Origin of the sequence: Streptomyces sp. DSM 41931, from assembly GCF_050271085.1 — a bacterium.
GTDB classification, from domain to species: Bacteria; Actinomycetota; Actinomycetes; order Streptomycetales; family Streptomycetaceae; genus Streptomyces; species Streptomyces albogriseolus.
The window spans coordinates 378,076-397,504 of sequence record NZ_CP189902.1; the positions used below are offsets into that span (position 1 = coordinate 378,076).

The window sequence follows — 19,429 nt, forward strand, 5'->3', positions numbered from 1 at the left end:
TGACGTCATCGCGTCGCCGCCTCCGCGTCCGCGGCGCCGCCTCCGCCGAGGAGGCCGGTGTGGGTCAGCGAAGCGCGGGCCTCCAGGCGAGGGAGGTAGTGGCGGGTCGCCCTGGTGACCACCGCCGGCAGGGCGGCCCGTACCGGCTGGGCCAGGCGGAGCCAGCGGGGGTGGTAGACCGCCGTGCTGCGGCGTTCGACCGCCAGGGCGAGGCGGGACGCGGCGCGGTCCACCGCGTACACGTCCCGCACCGGCCACGGCATGTGCCCGCGCAGCTCCCGCATCACGGTGTGGCGGTCGGCGTCCTCGATCAGGTCGGTGCCGATCCAGGTCAGGTAGCCGAGGCCGACGGCCACGCCGAGATGGGCGACCTCCGCGCGCAGGGAGTGGGCGAAGGCCTCCACGCCCGCCTTGGAGGCGCAGTACGCGCTCATCATCGGGGCGGCGCCGATGGCGGCCAGCGAGGCGATCTGGAGGTGGTAGCCCTTGGTCGCCGTGAGGTCGGGCAGGAACGCGCGGGCGGTGTTCGCGCTGCCGGTGAGGTTGACGTCGACGATCCTCCGCCACTGCGCCGGGTCGGAGTCGGCGAACGGCCCGGCGTCCGCCACGGCCGCGTTGGCGACGACCACGGACGGCGTGCCGAGCCCGGTCCGGACCGCGTCCGCCGCACGCGCCAGCGCCGCGTCGTCGGTGACGTCGGCCTCGTGGGCGAGGGCGGGCACGGGCAGCTCGTCGGCGAGCTGTCGCAGCCGCTCCCCCTCGTGGCCGAGCAGCGCCACCCGCATGCCCCGTCCGGCGAGTTCCCGGGCGAGGGCGGCGCCGATGCCGCGCGCGGCCCCGGTGACCACGGCGGTGCGTCCGCTCAGCGGGCGGCCGCTCATCCGTCGTCCCCGCCGGTGATCCGCGGGTCGGTGTCGGGGCGTGCGGTGTGGTGCGGGTGGCCCGCGGTCCTGCGGGCCTCCTTCATCTCCGCCTCGTAGAGGTGGTCGCGGCCGTCGGCCAGCTCCTCCACCGCGGCCTGCTCCAGCTCCCGGAAGGGCCGGTAGTACGTGCTGTCGTACGCCTCGACGATCTGGAACGTCCAGTGGCCGGGGATGACGTTGCGGCCCAGCACCTGGGTGCGGACGGTCTCCGCCCAGTCCGGGTGTCCGGCCTTGTGCAGCAGTTCCACGGCCCGGTCCAGCTCCAGGTCGGCGGTGCCGGTGAGCTGGTGGAAGCTGTACAGATGGCCGCGGGCCCGTTCGGTGGTCTCCAGCGCCTTCGACAGGGATCCCAGTGCCTCGACCGTCTCGTCGCTGACGCCTTCGGGCCGCCGGTGCCGGCGGTCGGGGCCGTCCTCGGGCTGTCCGTTCCGTTCGTCGTGTCCGCTCATCGTCTCGCCTCCTTCTGTGGTCGGCCGTCCGTCCGGCGGGTGACCGGGGACGGGGTCATGCGGGCCGCCCGCCCCGGTCGGGCTGCCGGTGTCCGGTGCGGTCGCGGTGGGCCAGCAGCCGCTGGGCGGCGGCCAGGGCGGGCGCGAAGGACGGGCGCAGCGCGGCCCGCGCGGCGTTGGCGCCGGGCGCGCCGTGCACGCCGCCGCCCGGGTGGGCGCCGGCGGACGCCAGGTACAGGCCCTTGACGGGGGTCTCGGGCCGTCCGGTGCCGGGGGCGGGCCGGAAGAACAGCTGCTGGTGCATGGCGGTGGTGCCGCCGTTGATGGCACCGCCGTGCAGGTTGCGGTCGAGGGACTGCAGCGTGGGCGGGGCGAGGATCCGCCGGGCCCGGACGCGGTCGCGGAAGCCGGGCGCGAAGCGCTCCACGTGGGCTTCGACGCGGTCGGCCATGCGTTCCTGCTCGTCCTTGTCCCAGGAGCCGGTGAGCCCGTCGCCGCCCGCGTCCCCGGCGACCCGGTGCGGGACGTGGGTGTAGGCCCAGGCGGACTCGGTGCCCTGCGGGGAGCGGGTCGGGTCGGAGGTGGTCATCTGCCCGAACAGGGAGAACGGGCGGTCGGGCACCTGTCCCATGGCGAGCTGGGCGGCGAAGCGGGTGAGTTCGTCGAGCCCGTCGGCGAGATGCACGGTCCCGGCGCCGGCGGCCTGCTCGCACCGCCACGGCACGGGGCCGTCCAGCGCCCAGTCGACCTTGAAGGTCGCGAAGTCCCACTGGAAGCGCTCCAGGTCGGACAGCAGTTGCCGGGGCAGGTCCTCGGGGGCGACGAGCTCCCCGTAGAGGGCCGGCACGGACACGTCGGCGAGGACGGCGCGCCGGGCGGGGACGGTCTCCCCGTCGGCGAGACGTACGGCGACCGCCCGCCCGTCGCGGACGACGACACGCTCGACGTGCCGGCCGCACCGCACCACACCCCCGCGTGACTCGAGGCGCCGCACGAGAGCGCCGGTGAGCGCGCCCGCGCCGCCGACCGGCACGGGGAAGCCGTAGGTCTGTCCGAGCATGGACATCAGCCAGCCGAAGCCGCCGCTGCCGGCGGCCTCGGGCGCGAGATCGGCGTGCAGGGCGTTGCCCGCGAGCAGCAGCCCGCCGCCCGCGCCGCGGAACTCCTCCTCCGCCATGCGCCGCACCGGCAGCACAAGGGTCCGCGCCATGCGCAGCCCGCCGGTGCCGCGCAGCCGTACGGCGAGCCGCAGCCCGGAGCGGACCGGCGGGAACGGCGTGAACAGGGCGTCCAGCAGGTCGGGGCGCAGCCTCTCCCACAGGGCGTGCAGCCGGCGCCAGGCGTCGCCGTCCCCGGGTGCGAAGGCGTCGAGGGAGTCCGCGGTGACGCCGACGTCGCGGTCCAGGACCGCGCAGCGGCCGTCGCTCAGCGGGTGGGCGACGACGTGCGGGGCGTGGCTCCAGCGCAGCCCGTGGTCCTCCAGGGCGAGCCCGGACACGACCGGGGACGCGGCGGCGAGCGGGTAGAAGGAGCTGCACAGGTCGCTGGCGAAGTCGGGGTGGACGCCGTGGTCGTGGCGCACGGCGCCGCCGGGGTCGGGCTGTTCCTCCAGGACCTGCACGCTCCAGCCGGCGTCGGCGAGCAGATTCGCCGCGACCAGGCCGTTGGGCCCGGCCCCGATGACGACGGCGTCAGCCACGGGCGCCTCCCGCGTCGGGCTCCGGCGCCACGACCTGGCCGAGCGGCCGGCGCTCCTCCGCCTCGGCGGCCTCGCTCTCGACGAGGTGCGCGAGCCGGGCGAGCATGGCCCGGTGGCGGATGTGGATGAGCGCCTCGACGGCCACGTTGTGCACCAGGCCGCCCGCGCCGCGCAGGGGATGCTCGTCGACCTTGACGAAGCACTGGTCGCCCCACGGCCGCAGCTCGATGGCGACGCGCGCGGTGCCCAGCGGCCCGGCCTTGGCCTCGAGTTCGAGCAGCTCGCCGGGGACGACGTGCCGGACGACGGACTCGTTCCGCAGCGTCAGCGGCCCGAGGCGCACCTCGAAGCCGATCGCGGAGCCGAGCTGGGGCCAGTGGCCGCGCACCGGCGTCGAGGAGGACGTGCCCACCACCCAGTCCGCGTAGCGGGTGCCGTCCTCCAGCACGGCCCACACGGACCGCGGGTCGGAGCGGATCAAGCGATGACGAACCGCCACTGTTGCCTCCTGTGTCCCTGAGCACCACCGGTCAGCTCTGAGTGCCCCGTCCGGCCGCCGTCAACCGGGAGGCGCCGCCGGTCGGGTCAGGCGGCGGGGCGGGTGGGGGCCAGCGCCCAGCGGATGCCGGCGGTGACGGCCGTCCCGAGCGGGCGGACGCACAGGCCCTCGGCGGGCAGGCGGGGCACCCGGAGCTCCCGGGACGCCCAGGGCGGCAGCAGCGACACCGCGTTCGCAGCGAGGACGCCGTACGGCAGCCGGGCGAGCAGCGGCACGGGCGGGTCGAGCAGCAGGAACCGGGCGGTGGCCAGGGCGTCCGGGGTGGCGTGCAGCTCGTCGCGGTAGGCGGCGAGCCGCTCGGCGAGCTGGGCCCGGTTCACGGGCGGGTCGGGGACGCCGAGGGCGGTGGCGATGCGCGCCATGTCGGCGACGTACCCGTCGCAGCCGGCGTCGTCCAGGGGGCGGGCGCCGTAGCGCTGGTGGGCGCGCAGGAACATGTCGACCTCGGCGACGTGCACCCAGCACAGCAGGTGCGGGTCGGAGGCCCGGTACTCCCGGCCGTCGGGCGCGGTGCCGCGGACCGTGCCGTGGACGGCGCGCACCCGGTCGACGGCCCGCTGGGCGCTGTCGGCGGTGCCGTACGTGGTGACGGCGAGGAAGGTGCTGGTCCGCTGGAGCCGGCCCCAGGGGTCGCCACGGAAGCCGGAGTGGGCGGCGACGGCGGCCATGGCGAGCGGGTGGAGCGACTGGAGGAGCAGGGCGGACAGACCGCCGATGAACATCGACGCGTCGCCGTGCACCCGGCGCACCGGGCGCTCGGGGCCGAACCAGCGGGGGCCCGGGGTGCCGTGGATGCGGGCGCGGTTGTCGGGCCCGTCCGGTCCGGCCACCCGCGAGAAGATGGCGTGGCCGATGCGGCCGCGCAGCGCCGAGGCGGGTTCGGCGATCCGTTTCATGCCCGTGGCGCCTCCTTCCGTCGGCGAGGACGGCCGGTGTCCTACGGCTACGTCTGCCCCGGTGCCCGCTCCCGTACCCCCCGTCCGGGGCGGAACGGTCAGGGGACGTCGCCCCGCCACTCGTACACCCGGTCGCCGGCCGCGCGGGGCGCGTACACCGCGCGGCCGCCGGGGCCGTAGCGGCCTATCTCGGTGGGCAGGCCCACGCCGTGCCGCCGCTCCGCCGGGCCGTGGTCGGTGACGTCCAGCAGCAGCCCGTCCAGCGGGCCGCCGGACAGCTCCGCGTACACCCGCCCCTCGCGCGGACCCGGGTCGTCGTGGTCCGCCCCGTACACCCTGCCGCGCATGAACTCCGTCTCGTCCATACCGGCAGGGTGGCATCCCCCACTGACAACGGCCCGCTACGCCGGTTCCTCCCGCACGGCCCCTGCCCACGGCGCCGACGCCCGCCCCTGGCTCCACGCCAGCAGCCCGTCCCCGTCGACGCAGACGATCCCGCACCGCTCGGCGTACTCCAGCGCCGGAACGGTGAACTCCCCGGTGGTGACGACGACGGCGACGTCGGCCTCGTGGACGGTGAAGCAGGTGCCGCCGAACCGCTGGAGGTCCTGCGAGCCGACCTTGTTGTCCTCGCCGTAGCGCTTGCACTGGACGACGAGGCGGCGGCCGTCGGGGGTCAGGGCCGTCACGTCGGCGCCGAGGTCGCCCGCGCCGCCCACCACCTGGACCTGCGTGCAGCCGTCCCGGACGCAGAGTTCCGCGGTGGCGGCCTCGAACTCGTCCGGTGTCAGGGCCTCGTGGTCGATGCCCTGGGCCACGGGCAGCGGTGAGGTGACCTCGTCGGGCGGACCGGCCTGGGCGGGGATGGTGAGCGGGGCCGGCGGCGGGGTGTCCAGGGCGTCGAGGGCGGTGGAGGTGCCCCGGGCCAGCGCGCGCCCGGCCTGCCGGGCGATCCGCGCCGCCGACAGGCGCCGCCTGCGGCGGCCGCGGGCCACGGCGACGGCGAGGACCAGGCAGAGCAGCACGACGGCCCACTCCGGGCGCCGTTGCACCGCCCCGGCCAGCGCGCGTACCGCCAGGCCCCCGGTGACCAGCGCCGCGGCGAGCAGGCCGAAGAACATGGCGGTGGAGCGCAGGTCGAAGCGCCGGCCGGGGCGCAGCACACGGGTACGACGCTCGGGCATGGTCACCGTGGTGACTCCTCTCTCTGGTCTCTCTGGCCGAAGATCACGTACGCCGTCTGCCCCCGATCGGCGCGATCACCGAATACGGGGTGGGCGGCCTGTTTTCGTTCCGGGCGGGAAAGAGGCGACCCGTGAGGGATGCCACGATGGTCGGGAACACGGCCGGACGGAGGAGAAGACGGACATGGACTGGCGGCTTTTCGCTCAGCGCATGGCGTCGATGGCCCGGGATCTGCTCGCGGAGCACACGCTCGACGCGACGCTGGAGCAGATCTCGCGCTCGGCGGTGGAGCTCGTGGACGGCTGCGACGCCTCGGGCATCCTCGTCCTCAGCGAGGGCCGGGTGCGGTCGCTGGCGCCGACGGACCAGTTCGTCACCGACAGCGACATGCTGCAGGGCGAGCTGCGCGAGGGGCCGTGCTTCGACGCGGCCCGGCCCGACCGCCCGGAGCGGGTCTTCCGCATCCCCGATCTGACGGCGCCCCCGGAGCGCTGGCCGCACTTCGTGCCCCGGGCCCGGGAGCTCGGGGTGGGCAGCATGATGGGCTTCCTCCTGTACACGCGGGAGGAGGAGCTGGGCGCCCTGAACATGTACTCGCGCAAGCCGGGGATGTTCACCGAGGACAGCGAGACGGCGGGCTGGCTGCTGGCGTCGCACGCGGCGGTCGCCTTCGCCACCGCCCGCACCGACGAGCAGATGCAGGAGGCCATCACCACGCGCCATCTGATCGGCGAGGCGATGGGCATCCTGATGGGCCGGCACCACGTCACGGAGGACCAGGCGTTCGATCTGCTGCGCACCCGGTCGCAGCGCACCAACACCAAGCTGCGGGACGTGGCGCGGGAGATCTGCGAGTCGGGCGGCGCGGAGCGCTGACCGCCCGGCTCGTCGGACGGCGCGCGCTCAGCGGGCGGCGGCGCCGGTCCAGGTGTGGGCGACGTCGATCACGAGACGCCCGTCGAGCTGCAGCACGCGGAACGGCAGCCGTCCGCGCACCCCGAGGCCGAGCTGGGTGTCGCCCTCGAAGCTGCCGGCGAACCGCGCGTCGCGGAACGTGCGGTACCCGGTGAGGTCGACGCCCGGCAGGGGGCGTCCGGAGCGCGCCGGATAGGTGGCCGCGCCCGTGTCGGGGTCGTACGCGGGCGCGGTGACGCGGACCTCGAGGATCGCGCCGCCGGAGACGGGGATGTGCCGTCCCGAGCCGTCCTGGTGCAGCCGGTCGACGTAGCGGACGGAGTAGCCGAGGTCGCCGCGCGCGGCGCCGGGCACGTCGACGACCATGCGGTCGTAGCAGTCGTTCCGGCCGGTGCGGACGTTCCGCACGGACTCGGACGTGGCGGCGGTGGCCGCCTTGCCGGTGCTGCCCCAGCCGGTGGGGCAGGCCGTGGCCGCGGCGGAGGCCGCCGGAGGGGCGGCCACGGCCGGAACCGCCGCCGTCACCAGCGTGGCGCCGAGCAGCACCGCCGTCGCACAGATTGTTCTTGCTTGAATCATTTTCGGCCCCTAGGACGACAACGTTCTGATATCGGGTGAGACGACCGGGATGACCCGATGGTTGCGGTCCGTTCGGCCGGTCGCCGTACCGGCGCGCATGGCACATGCTGGTGGGGAGCGGACGAACGTCCCGTTCCGTGCGCACCGGGAGGGCGTCACATGGGTGGTGCAGCCGCCGCACCGCGCGGGGAGCGGCCGGCGGGCCTGCCCGTACCCGACGCGGAGGAGGGCCGGACCGGGCGCGGCGAGGCCCGTGTCGAGGACGCGCTCGCGGACGCCGTGGTGAAGGCCGTGCGGGACACCGGAGGGTACGGCGGGGCGGTGTACCTGCGTTCGCGGGACCGCAGGTCGCTGGTGCTCTGCGTGATGTCCGGCGTGCCCCGCTCGCTGCTGAAGCCGTGGTGGCGGATCCCGGTGAGCGGCGCGCTGCCGATGTGCGAGACGTTCCGCAGCGGCGAGACCCAGTACCTGCCCGACGACCGGGCGACGATGCTGCGCTTCCCGCAGTTCACGGCCGCCCTGCCGTACTCGTTCGCGCACGCCTACCAGCCGGTGCGGGTCGGCGGCGAGACCGTGGGCGTCCTCACGGTGCTGCGCTCCTCCTCCCGGGAGCCGGCCGGTGAGGAGGAGGTGCGCGAAGGGCTGCGCCGGGCCGGGCGGGACATGGAGGAGCGCCTCGCCGAGTACGCCCGAGGTCTGCCGGGCCGCACCGACGCGGACGCGGTGGCGTACGGCATCGAGTACGACGACCAGCCGGTCAGCGTGCGGCTGCCGACGCCGCCCGCGCAGGCGGTCGCGATCGGGATGATCGAGTGGGACCTGGCCGGCGACCGCTGGTCGGGGGACGACGACGCGCTGGAGCTGCTGGGGGTGTCCCGCGAGGAGTTCGGCGGCACCATGGCCGCGGTCGAGGAGCGGGTGTCACCGGACGACCTGTACGAGCTGCGGGCGGCCCGGCGGGACGCGGAGGACACCGGGCAGATCCGGGGCCGCCACTTCCGGGTGCTGGAGGAGCCGCGGGACGAGGGCGAGAGGGTCCACTACCGGCCGGTGGAGCTCTGGGGGCACGTGGTGCGCGCGAGGTCCTCCGACCGGCTGCTGGTGGGCGCGCTGATCGACGTGGCGGGCGGCGTCACCGCGGCGGAGGCCGCCGAGCGGCTGCCCGACGGGCTGTTCTCCCTGGACCAGGACGGCAGAGTCATCTACGCCAACCGCCGCTGCCAGGACCTGCTCGGCTCCGACCTGGAGCGGCTGCTCGGCCATTACCCCTGGGAGGTGCTGACCTGGCTGCGCGACCCCGCGTACGAGGACCGCTACCGGGCGGCGATGCTGACGCAGCAGCCGGTGTCGTACCTGGTGCACACGCCGGACGGCGTGTGGCTGGGCTTCGTGCTCTACCCGGGTGTGCACGGGCTGACCGGGCGGGTCTTCCGCACCGCCGCCCCCGCGGGCGCGGAGCCGGGGCGGGCCCTGCCGCCGTCCTCGCAGGCGGCGGCCCCGCCGGCCGAGCTGGTCACCACCGCCCGCGCGGGGGCGCTGTACCACGTGGTGCAGATGGCCAGCGTGCTCACCGAGTCCGTCACCGTGCGCGACGTGTGCCGGGCCGTGTCCGAGCAGCTGCTGCCGGCGTTCGGGGCGCAGGAGGTCGCCCTCTACACCGTGCGCGACGGGCGGATGTACCTGCTGTGGGAGGACGGGTATCCGCAGCACTTCCTCGACCCGTTCGAGGGGGTGCCGCTGGAGGCGGACCTGCCCGGGGTGCACGCGCTGACCACGCGCCTGCCGCTGTTCTTCGAGTCGCCGGAGGAACTGGCCGGCGCGTACCCGAGGCTGGCGCTGGACCCCATGACGTCCTGGGCGTTCCTGCCGCTGATCGCCTCCGGCCACCCGGTCGGCTCCTGCATCCTCGGCTGGAACACCCCGCACCGCTTCACCGCGGAGGAGCGCAGCGCGCTGACCGCGCTGGCCGGGCTGACGGCGCAGGCGATGGAGCGGGCGCGGCTCTACGACGCCGAGTCGGCCGTGGCGCGCGGGCTGCAGGAAGGGCTGCTGCCGCACCGGCTGCCCACCGTCGACCGGTTGCGCGTCACCGCCCGCTATCTGCCCGGCACCAAGGGCATGGACATCGGCGGCGACTGGTACGACGTCATCCGGACGGGGCGCGGGGTGGCGCTGGTCATCGGGGACGTGGAGGGGCACAGCGTGGGCGCCGCGGCCGTCATGGGACAGCTGCGCAGCGCGGTGCACTCCTTCGCCGCGAGCGGGCGGCCGCCGCAGGAGGTCGTCACGCACACCAACCAGCTGCTCGCCGAGCTGGAGACGGACATCTTCGCCACCTGCTGCTACATCGAGCTGGACCCGGCGACCGGACACGCCCGGGCCGTGCGCGCGGGCCACCCGCCGCCGCTGCTGCGGCACCCCGACGGGAGCGCGGAGATCCTGGAGCTGCCGGGCGGCGTGCTGCTGGGGGTGCAGCCGGACGCCGACTACCCGGTCGCCGAGTTCACCCTGGAGCCCGGCAGCGTCCTGGCGCTCTACACGGACGGGCTGGTCGAGGTGCCCGGCAGCGACATCGCGACCGGCATCGAGACGGTCCTCTCGTGTCTGGCCGTCAGCCGGACCGACTCCATGGAGGAGCTGGCCGACCGGATTCTCGGCGCGGCCCGCCGCGCGGAGGACCGGCCGGACGACGTGGCGCTGCTGCTCACGGCGTACGACCCGGCCGGGGCCGGCTGACGCCCGCGAGGCGGGCGGGCGCGCTCAGGCGCAGTACCGGACCAGCCATTCGTCGGGGTTGTAGGCGAAGCGGGCCGGGTCCGGTGCGGCGGCCGGCTTCTCCTCGACCAGGTCTTCCACCCGGACGGGCTCCGGCAGGCTCCCGAAACGGGCGTGGCGGGCCTGGGCGGCCACGTCGTCGTCCTCATGTGCGCGTACGGCGTCCCGGCTCACGGCGCTTCCCCTCTCCGGCGGCCGGCGCTCTCCCCTCGGACGGCGCCGCGGCCTCGTGCGATCAAGTGTCACACACGGACGGCGTGACGGACCGGGTCGTGCACGGACCGGGGTCCGGCGGGCGAAGGCGTCCGCCCCGGCACGCGCGAGGGCGGCAGGGCCCCGGAGGGTCCTGCCGCCCGTTGTGCGTGGGGTGGCCGTCAGGCGTTGCGCCGCACGCTCCGCAGCACGAAGAAGCCGAAGATCACCAGCACTCCGCCGATGAGGGCCGGCCACAGCTGGGCGCCGGTCTCGGCGAGGCTGCCGCTGCCGCCCTGGGCCTGGGTGCTGTCCTCGAGCTCGGGGAGGCTGCCGGGCACCTGGGCGGCCTGCGCCGCCTGGCCGCCGTCGTCGTTGCCGCCGTCGCCCGCGTCCGCGCCGCCCTTGGCGTCGTCCTGACCGCCGGCGTCGGCCGGCTCGGAGACCTTCACGTCCGGCTGGGCCGTGGCCTTGTCGTCCGCGGGCTTCTCGGTCGCCGCGGGCGGCTCCTGGCCACCGTCCTGGCCTCCCTGGTCACCGCCCTGGTCACCGCCCTGGTCGCCGTCGTCCTGGCCGCCGTCGTTGCCCTGGCCCGGGTCGTCGGGCGTGGCGGTGGGCTGCTCGGCGCCGTTGTCGCCGCCGTTGCCGTTGTCGCCGCCGTTGTCGCCGCCGGCGTTGCCGTCGTCACCGCCGCCGTCGCCGTTGTCGCCACCGCCGTTGTCACCGCCGCCGGCGCCGGCGCCGCAGGTGCGGCCCTCGTTGATGCACGCGACCATCTCGTTCATCAGGTCTTCCTCGAAGACGTTGATGAAGTCGCCGTGGTCGGTGATCGGCTTGTGCAGCTGCTCGGGGAAGGAGTCCACCGCGAACAGCGGGACCGTCTTGCCGCCGTCCTCCAGGCTCGGCGCGTCGACGTCGTACACGATGCGCTGGACGAGCTGCGGGATCGGCTGGAAGCCTGCCGGGCAGTTGCCCTCGGCGTCCGTGAACGCCATGTGCGTACGGTGGTTGGCGCTGTCGATGTTGCGGCCGTCCCAGCAGCTCTGGAAGGCGAACGAGCGGACCACGTCACTGCCCTCGGGGCACAGCGGGTACTTGTCCTTCAGCTGCCGGTCCTCGAACCCGGTGCAGCTCCAGGAGGCGTTGGCGTTGGCCGGGCCGTTGACGAAGGACTTGGCGTCGCCTGTGATGATGCGCAGCAGCCGGGGCATGGCCGTGACCTTGCCCTTCGGGTTGCCGACGAAGGTCAGCGTGACGTCCTTCGGGGTGACGATCTCACCGGCGTTGCCCTCGATGCCGCCGCCCGGGGACTGGGCGTCGCGCTCCTCGGTGCCGTTCTGCAGGCGCAGCACCGGCCAGTAGTAGGAGGACTTGTCGCGCTGGTCCTCGCAGCTGGTCTCCGCCCGCGTCAGCTCGTCGTCGCTGACGAACGCGTTGGTGGCCTGGTTGCCGATGTAGTCGTGGAAGTGGTGGGCGCCGTTGCTCACGCCGGGCGCGGCGATGACGTTGTCCGAGTTGAACACGCCGTTCGCGTTGACGCCGCACTCGCTGGTGAAGGTGCCGGTGGAGGCGTTCCCGGACGGCTCGGGGGTGTTGACGTTGGGCTGGACGCTCTCGATGGAGACGTAGTCGCCCGCGACCGGTCCGTTGCCGGCCTGGCCGCCGTTGCCGCCGCCCTGGTCCTGGCCGCCCTGGTCCTGGCCGCTCTGCTGATCGCCGCCCTGCTGATCGCCACCCTGCTGGTCGCCGCCCTGCTGGTCGCCGTTCTGCTGATCGCCGCCCGGCTGGTCGCCGTTCTGCTGGTCCTGGCCGTCGCCCGCCTGCTCGCCGCCCTCCTCGGGGGCGGGGGCGTTGCCGGAGTCGCGTACCGCGCAGGCGGCGAGGTCGTCGAGGCCCTGCGGCCGTTCGGCGCCGGCCTTCTCCACGGCGGCACCGATACGGGCCAGCACGGCGGCACGCTTGTCCTTCAGGGGACCGGCGATGGCGTTCTCGGCGAAGCCGGGGTCCTGGCGGATCGCGTCGGCCGACTCGCCGAGCCGCTTGTAGGCCTCGGCGATCTGGGCGTCCAGATTGGCGAGTTCCCTGTCCACCTCCGCGCGGGCCTGGTCGGGCACTTCGGTCAGCTGGGTGGCCACGTCGGGGCAGTCGATGGTGGCGGCGCCCGACAGCACCTGCGCGTCCGTCGTCCCGCCGTCCGTGGCAGAAGCGTAGACATTGGCCGCCATCATGCCGCCGCCGCCCAGGATCAAGGCGAAAGCGGCGAGCGTCGCGCGCTGTTTGGGGCGTCTGCGTGTGTTGCGTGCCAAGGCAGTACTCCTACGCTTCTGTCGCGGGGGACGGGCATTCGATTCCCACGCCCCATACGCAGGCGGACCGCCTCGTGTTCATCCGGCTCGCATTTTTCTCGGGAAATCTCAGCGACCGCAGGCCACTTGAGACGCACGGCCCCCGCCGGACGGGGTGCGTCCGGCGGGGGCCGGAAGGGTCAGGGCGCGATCGGCTCCCTGGTCAGGTGACGTTCACGTCGCTGCACAGGAAGTACGTCTGGTCCGAGTGCGAGGCCTGCCAGATCGTGTAGACGACGTGATGGCCGCTGAGGCCGGACGTGCGCACCGGGATCGCGTAGTTGCTGCCCGGGGCGTAGGAGCCGGTGCGGGTCAGCAACTGGAGGTCGTCCCAGCGCAGCCGCTGGGTCTTGGGGTCGAAGCCCTGCTTGGTGACGTAGACGAGGAAGTAGTCCGCGCCATGGCGGGCCTGGTCGTACAGGTTGACGGTGAAGCTGCTCCCGACGTTCGTGGTCTTCCAGGCGCCGGGCGTGTCCATGGAACGGTAGCGGCCGTTCTCGGTGTTGCCGCCGCTGCAGAGCGTGCCGTCGGGGACGACCGCCCGGAAGTTGCCGCCCGAGCCGTCACGGTAGAGGCCGTTCCAGTTCCACATGGCGTTGGTGTTGTCCTGCCAGGCCTGCCAGCACATCGGGTCCTGCTGGGCCATCGCCGGGTTCTGGAAGTCGCTCCCCCACCGCTGCCAGCAGCCGTAGTTGCGGGACGCGGGGTCCACCACCGAGCCGTGGGCGTGGGCCGTGCCGCTCCAGGGGACCAGACAGAGCAGCGCGGCGACGACCGTGCTCAGGACGAGCGCGAGCCGGGACCGGCTCCGCATCGGATCACGCGACAATAGAGCATGCGCATGCCAACTCATGGTTTCCTCTTCCGCCGTGGGGGTCGTGGAGTGCGGGCGCGGGCAACTCACGCCCGCACCCGATGGGAGCGCTCCCAGGGCAATGTGCGCGCGGACGACGGAAGGGGCAACCCTTCGTTCTCGCCACTTCCGTCACCCGGTGGCGTGTTCGACACTTTCGACGACGGCACACGCGGGGCTCCCGTCAGAGCCGGTCGAGGTCCCCCGTCGTACGGCCGAGGCAGACGACCGAGTCGTCCATCGGCACGCCCGCGATCTCCTCGAAGCCCATCCGGTCGTAGAAGGCGCGGGCGGGCTTGTTGGCGACCGTCATCACCAGGTGCACGGCCGGGACCCCGCGTTCCGCCAGGGCCGCGAGCAGGGTGCGCATCAGCCGGCGCCCGTGGCCCCGCCCCTGCCACTCGGGCAGCAGGTCGATGTGGAGATGGGCGGGCCAGGCGGCCAGTTCCGGGACGACCATCCGCTCGGGGTGGTGCAGCAGCCAGGCGATCGTCTCGTCCGGGGTGGCCGGCGGACCGGACGGCGCGGGATGGCGCCCGGCGACCAGCGGGAGCCACTCGGCGCGGAAGCGCTCGGCGAACCGGGCGGTGTCGGCGGCGCCCACGACATAGCCGACCGCGCTCCCCCGCCCGTCGTCCAGCACGAAGGCCAGCTCCGGCTCCAGATGGGCATAGGGGGCGGCGAAGGCGGCGGTGAAGACGGAGGGGTCGGCGTAGTGGGGGCGGCTGTCCTGGCCGTTGTGCGCGGTGCGGACGCAGATCTCGTCGAGGGCCTCGCGGTCCTCGGGGCGGTACGGACGGACGGCTGGAGACTCGGTCATGACCGGCATCCTGCACCGTATGGGAGCGCTCCCACAAGGGGGGTGCGACCGGCTTCGCGCCCGGCCGCGTCACCCGCGCACCCGTGCGTGACGTGGCGGACCGGGGGCACCCGGTGGCCATGAAGCTGCACATCCCGGGCCGGGACGACCGGTCGGCACATCAGAAAGCACCGGACGAGTCCGCATCCTCGCGGCGGGCCGGGCAGCCGGCTGAGGAGCCGGGCCCGAGCGACGCGGTGGAACATGCGGCGCCGGACAGTCCGGCCAAGCTGCCCAAGGGCGCGTGGAAGGCGGCACTGAAGGGCAGTGTGCGCGAGTTCAAGGACGACGAGCTCACCGACCGCGCCGCCGCCCTGACGTACTACGGGATGCTGGCGCTGTTCCCGGCGCTGCTGGCCCTGGTGTCGATCCTCGGCCTCACCGGCAGGTCGACCACGGACAAGGTGCTGGAGAACGTCCAGGAGCTCACCGCCCCCGGCGCGGCGCGGGACATCATCACGCAGGCGGTCCAGCAGCTGCAAGGCAACGCGGGCGTCGGGTCGCTGGTGGCGATCGTCGGTCTGCTGCTCGCCATCTGGTCGGCCTCCGGCTACGTGGCGGCGTTCATGCGCTCGGCGAACGCGGTGTACGACATGCCCGAGGGACGCCCGGTGTGGAAGGTGCTGCCGGTGCGGGTGGGCGTGACGGTGGCGCTGCTGCTGATGGCCGGGATCAGCGCGCTGATCGTGGTCTTCACCGGCGGGCTGGCCCGTCGGGCCGGTGATCTGCTGGGGCTGGGCGACACGGCCCTGACGGTCTGGTCGATCGCCAAGTGGCCGGTCTTGGTGCTGCTGGTGACGATCATGATCGCGCTGCTGTACTGGGCCGCCCCGAACGCCAAGGTGAAGGGGTTCCGCTGGATCACCCCGGGCAGCTTCCTGGCGCTGCTGATCTGGCTGGCCGCCTCCGCCGGATTCGCCCTCTACGTCGCCAACTTCGGCTCCTACAACAAGACGTACGGCACGATGGCCGGTGTCATCATCTTCCTGATCTGGCTGTGGATCACCAATCTGGCGATCTTGCTGGGGCTGGAGTTCGACGCGGAGATCGCCCGGCAGCGGGCCATCGCCGGCGGTCATCCGCCGGAGGAGGAGCCGTACACGCAGCCGCGTGACACCCGCGCCTGGGACGAGCAGGACCGGCAGAAGATGGACGGCGCCTGACCCCGTGGGGTCCGGCGGGGCCCGGCGGGCGTCAGCCCGCCAGCCCCGCCGCGATCGTGGCGCCCAGCTCCCAGCAGCGCTCCAGGGCGGCCTTGTCGGGCTCGCCCGTGACGGTCACCGCCTCGGCGGCGCGGCGCCAGCCGAGTCCGGTGGTGACCGACTCGATCCCGCGCACGGCGCCGGTGACGTCGTTGCCGCCGTGCACGTAGTAGCCGAAGGGGCGGCCCCTCGTCGTGTCCAGGCAGGGGTAGTAGACCTGGTCGAAGAAGTGCTTGAGGGCGCCCGACATGTAGCCGAGGTTGGCGGGGGTGCCGAGCAGAAAGCCGTCGGCGCCCAGGACGTCGGCGGCGGTCGCGGACAGCGCGGCGCGGCGCACCACCCGGACGCCCTCGATCTCGGGGGCGGTGGCGCCGGAGACGACGGCTTCGAACATCGCCTGGCAGTTGGGCGAGGGCGTGTGGTGGACGATCAGCAGGGTCGGCACATCCACGACCCTGCCGTGCCGGGCGCCGCGTCCGCAAGCCGGGCCCCGGCGAGGTGCCGTTGTGGCGGCGGGGCCCGAGTGGCACGATGCCCGGCATCGGCAACGGGAAGCGGGGTGCGGCGTGGGCGGCGAGGAACACGGGTCACCGGCGGCGGTGGTGTTCGACGCGCTGGGCAGCGACTACGAGAAGGCGTTCGCGTCCTCCGCGGCCCACCGGGCGTCGCTGGCCTGGCTGCTCGAACGGCTCTCCCCCGGCAGCACCGTGCTGGACGTGGGCAGCGGCACCGGACGGCCCACCGCCGCCACGCTGGCCGCCGCCGGCCACACGGTGCTGGGCGTCGACGTGTCCCCCGTGATGGTGGAGATCGCCTCCCGGCAGGTGCCCGAGGCGGAGTTCCGCTGCGTCGACATCTGGCAGCTCCCGCTCCCTGCGGGCTCGTACGACGCGGTCTGCGTGTACTTCTCGCTGCTGCAGATGACCCGGGCCGAGCAGAAGGAGCTGGTGCGCCGGCTGACGGCCGCGCTCAGGCCGGGCGGTCTGCTGGTGCTGGCCACGGTGCCGCTGGACGTGGAGGAGTTCGACGGGACGTTCATGGGGCAGCCGGTGCGGGTCACCAGCTTCGCGGCGCAGGACGTCATCGCCCTGGTGCGGGAGGCGGGGCTGACGGTGGAGTGGGAGGAGAGCACGATGTTCACCCCGAGCCACCCGGAGGCCCGCCCGGAGCCGCATCTGTTCCTGCACTGCCGGCGCGGGAGCGCCTGACGCCCGGACGCCCGGGCCGTCATGACACGGGCCGGGTCTCCCCCTGGGTGGCCTGGAGGTCGGCGAGGAGTTCGGCCTGGCCGGTGAGGACGCCGGACAGGATGGTGCGCGCGACCCGCAGCAGCTCCGCCACATGGGGGTCGGTCAGCGAGTAGTAGACGGTCGAGCCCTCCTTGCGGCCGACGACCAGATTCGCCCGGCGCAGCACCGCCAGCTGCTGGGAGAGGTGCGCGGGCTCGATGCCCACGTGCGGGAGCATCTCCCCCACCGAGTGCTCGCGTTCGCTGAGCAGCTCCAGCACCCGGATCCGGGCGGGATGGCCCAGCGTCTTGAAGAACTCGGCCTTCAGCTGGTACAGCGGCGTGGTCATCGTGCCGTCCCCTTTCCGGCGCGGCAGCAGTACGGCCCGTTCACCCGGTCCTCGGTTCCTCGCCTCGTCCGTGCGTAGCCATCGGCCTCGACGGTTTCCGACATTAGCAACTCGTCAGGTGCCCTCCCCGCCCCGGCCGTCATGGGCCGGTCCGCAGCGGGAGCGTGACCCAGACGCTCTTCCCCGGGCCGTCGGCGTCGCCGCGGACGACCGCGGTGCCGCCCAGGGCGTGGGTGAGCTCCAGGACCGTGGCCAGTCCGCCGGGGCCGGCCGCGTGCGGTCCGGTGAGGGCGGGGCGGTGGGGGTGGCGGTCGTGCACGGCGAGCACCAGGCAGTCGGGGCCGGCCGCGTAGAGCACCGTGGTCTGCGGCGACAGGGCGGCCGCGTGCCGGACGCTGTTGGCGACCAGTTCGCCGAGGATCAGCAGGGCCGGTCCGACCGCCGGGTGGTGCGCGTCGATCCCCCACTCCGCCAGGGCGCGCTCGGCGGTCTCGCGGGCGACGCGCACGGCGCCGGGCCCGGTGGGCACGGTGAGCACATGGCGGTGCGGCAGCGCGGCCGGCGCACTCGCGGGCCTCATGGCGCGTCACCGCTGGGGACGGGCGCCGCGGCCGGGGACCCGCCCGTGCGCAGCACCCCGTCGCGCTCCAGGTGGGCGCGGGCCGCCTCGATCGCTTCGGGGGTGGTTGCGTACTCCCGGCCCTCGTGGCGCAGCAGGTCGAGAACGCCGACGGAGTCGAGGGCGCGGCGGTGGCCGGGGCGGACGCCGGAGACCATGACGACGATGCCGCGCCGCCGCAGCTTGGTCACCGCGTCCTTGAGGACCAGCGCCCCGGTGGCGTCGACGACGCTGACGTGGGACATCCGCAGGATGACCACGCGGACCTCGGCCAGCTCGGTGAGTTCCAGCAGGAAGCGGTGGGCGGCGGCGAAGAACAGCGGGCCGTCGATGCGGTAGGCGACGATGTGCTGTGCGAGCAGCTCGTGCTCCTCGTCGGTGTGGTCGCCGCGGTCGAGCGGCAGCGGGGCGAGCCGGGCCTGCCGGGCGACCGCGCCCAGGGCGAGCACGCCGGCGACGACCAGGCCGATGATCACCGCCTGGACGAGGTCGAGGACGAGCGTGGCGACGGCGGTGAGGACGAGGATCACCGCGTCGGACCGGGTGGCACGGGTCATCGCCCGCAGCGAGCCGACCTCGACCATGCGCACCGCGGTCGCCAGCAGCACCCCGGCGAGGGCCGCCAGCGGGATCCGCGACACGAGCGGGGCGGCGGCGAAGACGATCACGGCGAGCACGGCGGCGTGGGTGAGGGCGGCCAGCCGCGAGGTGGCGCCGGTACGGACGTTGACGGCGGTGCGGGCGATCGCGCCGGTGGCGGGGACGCCGCCGAACAGCGGGGCGGCGATGTTGGCGAGGCCCTGCCCGAACAGCTCCCGGTCGGGGTCGTGCCGCTGTCCGACCGTCATGCCGTCGGCGACGGAGGCGGACAGCAGCGACTCCAGCGCGGCGAGCGCCGCGACCGCGAGGGCGGGGGCGAGCAGACCGCCCAGCGCGCCGGCGTCCAGGAACGACAGGGAGGGCGCGGGCAGCCCGGCCGGCAGGTCGCCGATGGGCCGTACGCCGTCGAGTCCCGCCGTCTCGACGACGACCGTGGCCGCGATCACCGCGAGGACGGAGAAGGGGACGGTCGGCTTCCAGCGCGCGCCGGCCAGCATCACGGCCGCGACGCCGGCGGCCAGCGCGGGGGCGGCCCAGTGCGGGTCGCGGGCGAAGTCCCGCGCCGCGTGCCACACGACCTCCAGGACGCGCTCGCCGTCCGGCTGGGCCACGCCGAGGGCGCCGGGTATCTGCTGGAGCCCGATCACGCAGGCGATGCCGAGGGTGAAGCCCTCCACGACGGGCGCGGGCACGTAGCGCATGCTGCCGCCGGCCCGCAGCAGGGCCAGGGCGACGAGGATGACCCCCGCCATCAGTCCGACGGTGAGGACGCCGCCGGGTCCGTGGTCGGCGACGATCGGCACCAGGACCACGGTCATCGCTCCGGTGGGACCGGAGACCTGGAGGTTGGAGCCGCCGAACACGGCCGCGAGGGCGCCGGCGATCACGGCGGTGGCCAGTCCGGCTTCCGCGCCGAGTCCGGAGGAGACGCCGAAGCCGAGGGCGAGCGGCAGCGCGACGACCGCGACGGTCAGTCCGGCCAGCAGGTCCCGGCGGGGATGGCGGCGGGCGGACGCGAGGTCGGCGCGGGTGGGGAGCAGCGAGGTGATCCGGGACCGGAACCCGGCGGGTGAAAGCGGTACGGACACGGCCCCTCTGCTTCGTTCACGACGACATGATGAGACCAGCATGTAGTGACTTGCGAAAATTTGCAATTCAGCAGATCACAAAGTCGGCGTCGGGGACGGGTGCGGTGAGCGTG

20 protein-coding genes are annotated in these 19,429 nt (G+C 74.2%); 4 read left to right on the forward strand and 16 right to left on the reverse strand.

Going from position 1 to position 19,429, the window contains the following annotated elements; all coding sequences use genetic code 11:
- Positions 1 to 5 precede the first annotated feature (5 nt).
- The 7 genes from ACP7TJ_RS01815 to ACP7TJ_RS01845 all read right to left on the reverse strand — a co-directional run bounded on the left by ACP7TJ_RS01815 (position 6) and on the right by ACP7TJ_RS01845 (position 5,716).
- Positions 6 to 881, reverse strand: coding sequence for an SDR family oxidoreductase (locus ACP7TJ_RS01815; protein WP_266394722.1), 876 nt, complete (start codon positions 879 to 881; stop codon positions 6 to 8).
- On the reverse strand, positions 878 to 1,372 hold the full coding sequence (locus ACP7TJ_RS01820; RefSeq protein ID WP_093769843.1) for a hypothetical protein: 495 nt from the start codon (positions 1,370 to 1,372) through the stop codon (positions 878 to 880). Before ACP7TJ_RS01820 ends, ACP7TJ_RS01815 begins: the two co-directional genes overlap by 4 nt.
- Positions 1,373 to 1,427: 55 nt before the next feature.
- Positions 1,428 to 3,071, reverse strand: coding sequence for a phytoene desaturase family protein (locus ACP7TJ_RS01825; RefSeq protein ID WP_266394724.1), 1,644 nt, complete (start codon positions 3,069 to 3,071; stop codon positions 1,428 to 1,430).
- Complete coding sequence (locus ACP7TJ_RS01830) at positions 3,064 to 3,570, reverse strand: SRPBCC family protein (protein WP_246532146.1); 507 nt, start codon at positions 3,568 to 3,570, stop codon at positions 3,064 to 3,066. Before ACP7TJ_RS01830 ends, ACP7TJ_RS01825 begins: the two co-directional genes overlap by 8 nt.
- A gap of 86 nt (positions 3,571 to 3,656) precedes the next feature.
- The gene (locus ACP7TJ_RS01835; RefSeq protein WP_167744294.1) at positions 3,657 to 4,526 is read right to left on the reverse strand and encodes an oxygenase MpaB family protein; all 870 of its coding nucleotides are present in this window, start codon (positions 4,524 to 4,526) and stop codon (positions 3,657 to 3,659) included.
- Between the two features lie 98 nt (positions 4,527 to 4,624).
- Positions 4,625 to 4,891 (reverse strand): hypothetical protein, encoded by a 267-nt coding sequence (locus ACP7TJ_RS01840; protein WP_093769847.1) that lies wholly within the window; start codon positions 4,889 to 4,891, stop codon positions 4,625 to 4,627.
- Positions 4,892 to 4,927: 36 nt separating this feature from the next.
- Positions 4,928 to 5,716 carry a restriction endonuclease gene (locus ACP7TJ_RS01845; RefSeq protein WP_427761855.1) on the reverse strand — a complete coding sequence of 263 codons (789 nt, stop codon included), beginning with the start codon at positions 5,714 to 5,716 and terminating at the stop codon, positions 4,928 to 4,930.
- Between the two features lie 178 nt (positions 5,717 to 5,894).
- On the opposite strand from ACP7TJ_RS01845, the gene ACP7TJ_RS01850 reads away from it, so the two are divergent.
- The gene (locus tag ACP7TJ_RS01850; RefSeq protein WP_167744295.1) at positions 5,895 to 6,587 is read left to right on the forward strand and encodes a GAF and ANTAR domain-containing protein; all 693 of its coding nucleotides are present in this window, start codon (positions 5,895 to 5,897) and stop codon (positions 6,585 to 6,587) included.
- 27 nt (positions 6,588 to 6,614) lie between these two features.
- Here ACP7TJ_RS01850 and ACP7TJ_RS01855 read toward each other — a convergent pair whose 3' ends face one another.
- Positions 6,615 to 7,205: an AMIN-like domain-containing (lipo)protein gene (locus ACP7TJ_RS01855; protein WP_189911577.1), complete on the reverse strand. Its 591-nt coding sequence runs from the start codon at positions 7,203 to 7,205 to the stop codon at positions 6,615 to 6,617.
- A 159-nt stretch (positions 7,206 to 7,364) separates the two neighbouring features.
- Here ACP7TJ_RS01855 and ACP7TJ_RS01860 point away from each other — a divergent pair, with 159 nt between their 5' ends.
- Positions 7,365 to 9,941, forward strand: coding sequence for a SpoIIE family protein phosphatase (locus ACP7TJ_RS01860; protein WP_427761858.1), 2,577 nt, complete (start codon positions 7,365 to 7,367; stop codon positions 9,939 to 9,941).
- Positions 9,942 to 9,965: 24 nt separating this feature from the next.
- Here the strand turns inward: ACP7TJ_RS01860 and ACP7TJ_RS01865 are convergent, their stop codons facing one another.
- The 4 genes from ACP7TJ_RS01865 to ACP7TJ_RS01880 form a co-directional block, all read right to left on the reverse strand.
- Positions 9,966 to 10,154 (reverse strand): hypothetical protein, encoded by a 189-nt coding sequence (locus tag ACP7TJ_RS01865; RefSeq protein WP_093769850.1) that lies wholly within the window; start codon positions 10,152 to 10,154, stop codon positions 9,966 to 9,968.
- A gap of 200 nt (positions 10,155 to 10,354) precedes the next feature.
- Positions 10,355 to 12,397 (reverse strand): DUF1996 domain-containing protein, encoded by a 2,043-nt coding sequence (locus ACP7TJ_RS01870; RefSeq protein ID WP_427767257.1) that lies wholly within the window; start codon positions 12,395 to 12,397, stop codon positions 10,355 to 10,357.
- Between the two features lie 283 nt (positions 12,398 to 12,680).
- Positions 12,681 to 13,370: a lytic polysaccharide monooxygenase auxiliary activity family 9 protein gene (locus ACP7TJ_RS01875; RefSeq protein WP_176710980.1), complete on the reverse strand. Its 690-nt coding sequence runs from the start codon at positions 13,368 to 13,370 to the stop codon at positions 12,681 to 12,683.
- Positions 13,371 to 13,554: 184 nt separating this feature from the next.
- On the reverse strand, positions 13,555 to 14,190 hold the full coding sequence (locus ACP7TJ_RS01880; protein ID WP_401407862.1) for a GNAT family N-acetyltransferase: 636 nt from the start codon (positions 14,188 to 14,190) through the stop codon (positions 13,555 to 13,557).
- A 119-nt stretch (positions 14,191 to 14,309) separates the two neighbouring features.
- Here ACP7TJ_RS01880 and ACP7TJ_RS01885 point away from each other — a divergent pair, with 119 nt between their 5' ends.
- Positions 14,310 to 15,392, forward strand: coding sequence for a YihY/virulence factor BrkB family protein (locus tag ACP7TJ_RS01885; protein WP_167744298.1), 1,083 nt, complete (start codon positions 14,310 to 14,312; stop codon positions 15,390 to 15,392).
- Positions 15,393 to 15,423: 31 nt separating this feature from the next.
- Here ACP7TJ_RS01885 and ACP7TJ_RS01890 read toward each other — a convergent pair whose 3' ends face one another.
- The gene (locus tag ACP7TJ_RS01890) at positions 15,424 to 15,876 is read right to left on the reverse strand and encodes a flavodoxin family protein (protein ID WP_093769854.1); all 453 of its coding nucleotides are present in this window, start codon (positions 15,874 to 15,876) and stop codon (positions 15,424 to 15,426) included.
- Positions 15,877 to 15,997: 121 nt separating this feature from the next.
- Between ACP7TJ_RS01890 and ACP7TJ_RS01895 the strand changes: the two genes are divergently transcribed.
- Positions 15,998 to 16,639, forward strand: coding sequence for a class I SAM-dependent methyltransferase (locus ACP7TJ_RS01895; protein ID WP_266394739.1), 642 nt, complete (start codon positions 15,998 to 16,000; stop codon positions 16,637 to 16,639).
- A 19-nt stretch (positions 16,640 to 16,658) separates the two neighbouring features.
- Here ACP7TJ_RS01895 and ACP7TJ_RS01900 read toward each other — a convergent pair whose 3' ends face one another.
- The 3 genes from ACP7TJ_RS01900 to ACP7TJ_RS01910 form a co-directional block, all read right to left on the reverse strand.
- Entirely contained in the window at positions 16,659 to 17,009 is a 351-nt protein-coding gene (locus ACP7TJ_RS01900; RefSeq protein WP_093769856.1) for an ArsR/SmtB family transcription factor, read from the reverse strand.
- Between the two features lie 139 nt (positions 17,010 to 17,148).
- Positions 17,149 to 17,589: an ATP-binding protein gene (locus ACP7TJ_RS01905; protein WP_167744300.1), complete on the reverse strand. Its 441-nt coding sequence runs from the start codon at positions 17,587 to 17,589 to the stop codon at positions 17,149 to 17,151.
- A complete protein-coding gene (locus ACP7TJ_RS01910) occupies positions 17,586 to 19,316 on the reverse strand; it encodes a SulP family inorganic anion transporter (RefSeq protein WP_189911581.1) in 1,731 nt (576 codons plus the stop codon). Before ACP7TJ_RS01910 ends, ACP7TJ_RS01905 begins: the two co-directional genes overlap by 4 nt.
- Positions 19,317 to 19,429: the final 113 nt, after the last annotated feature.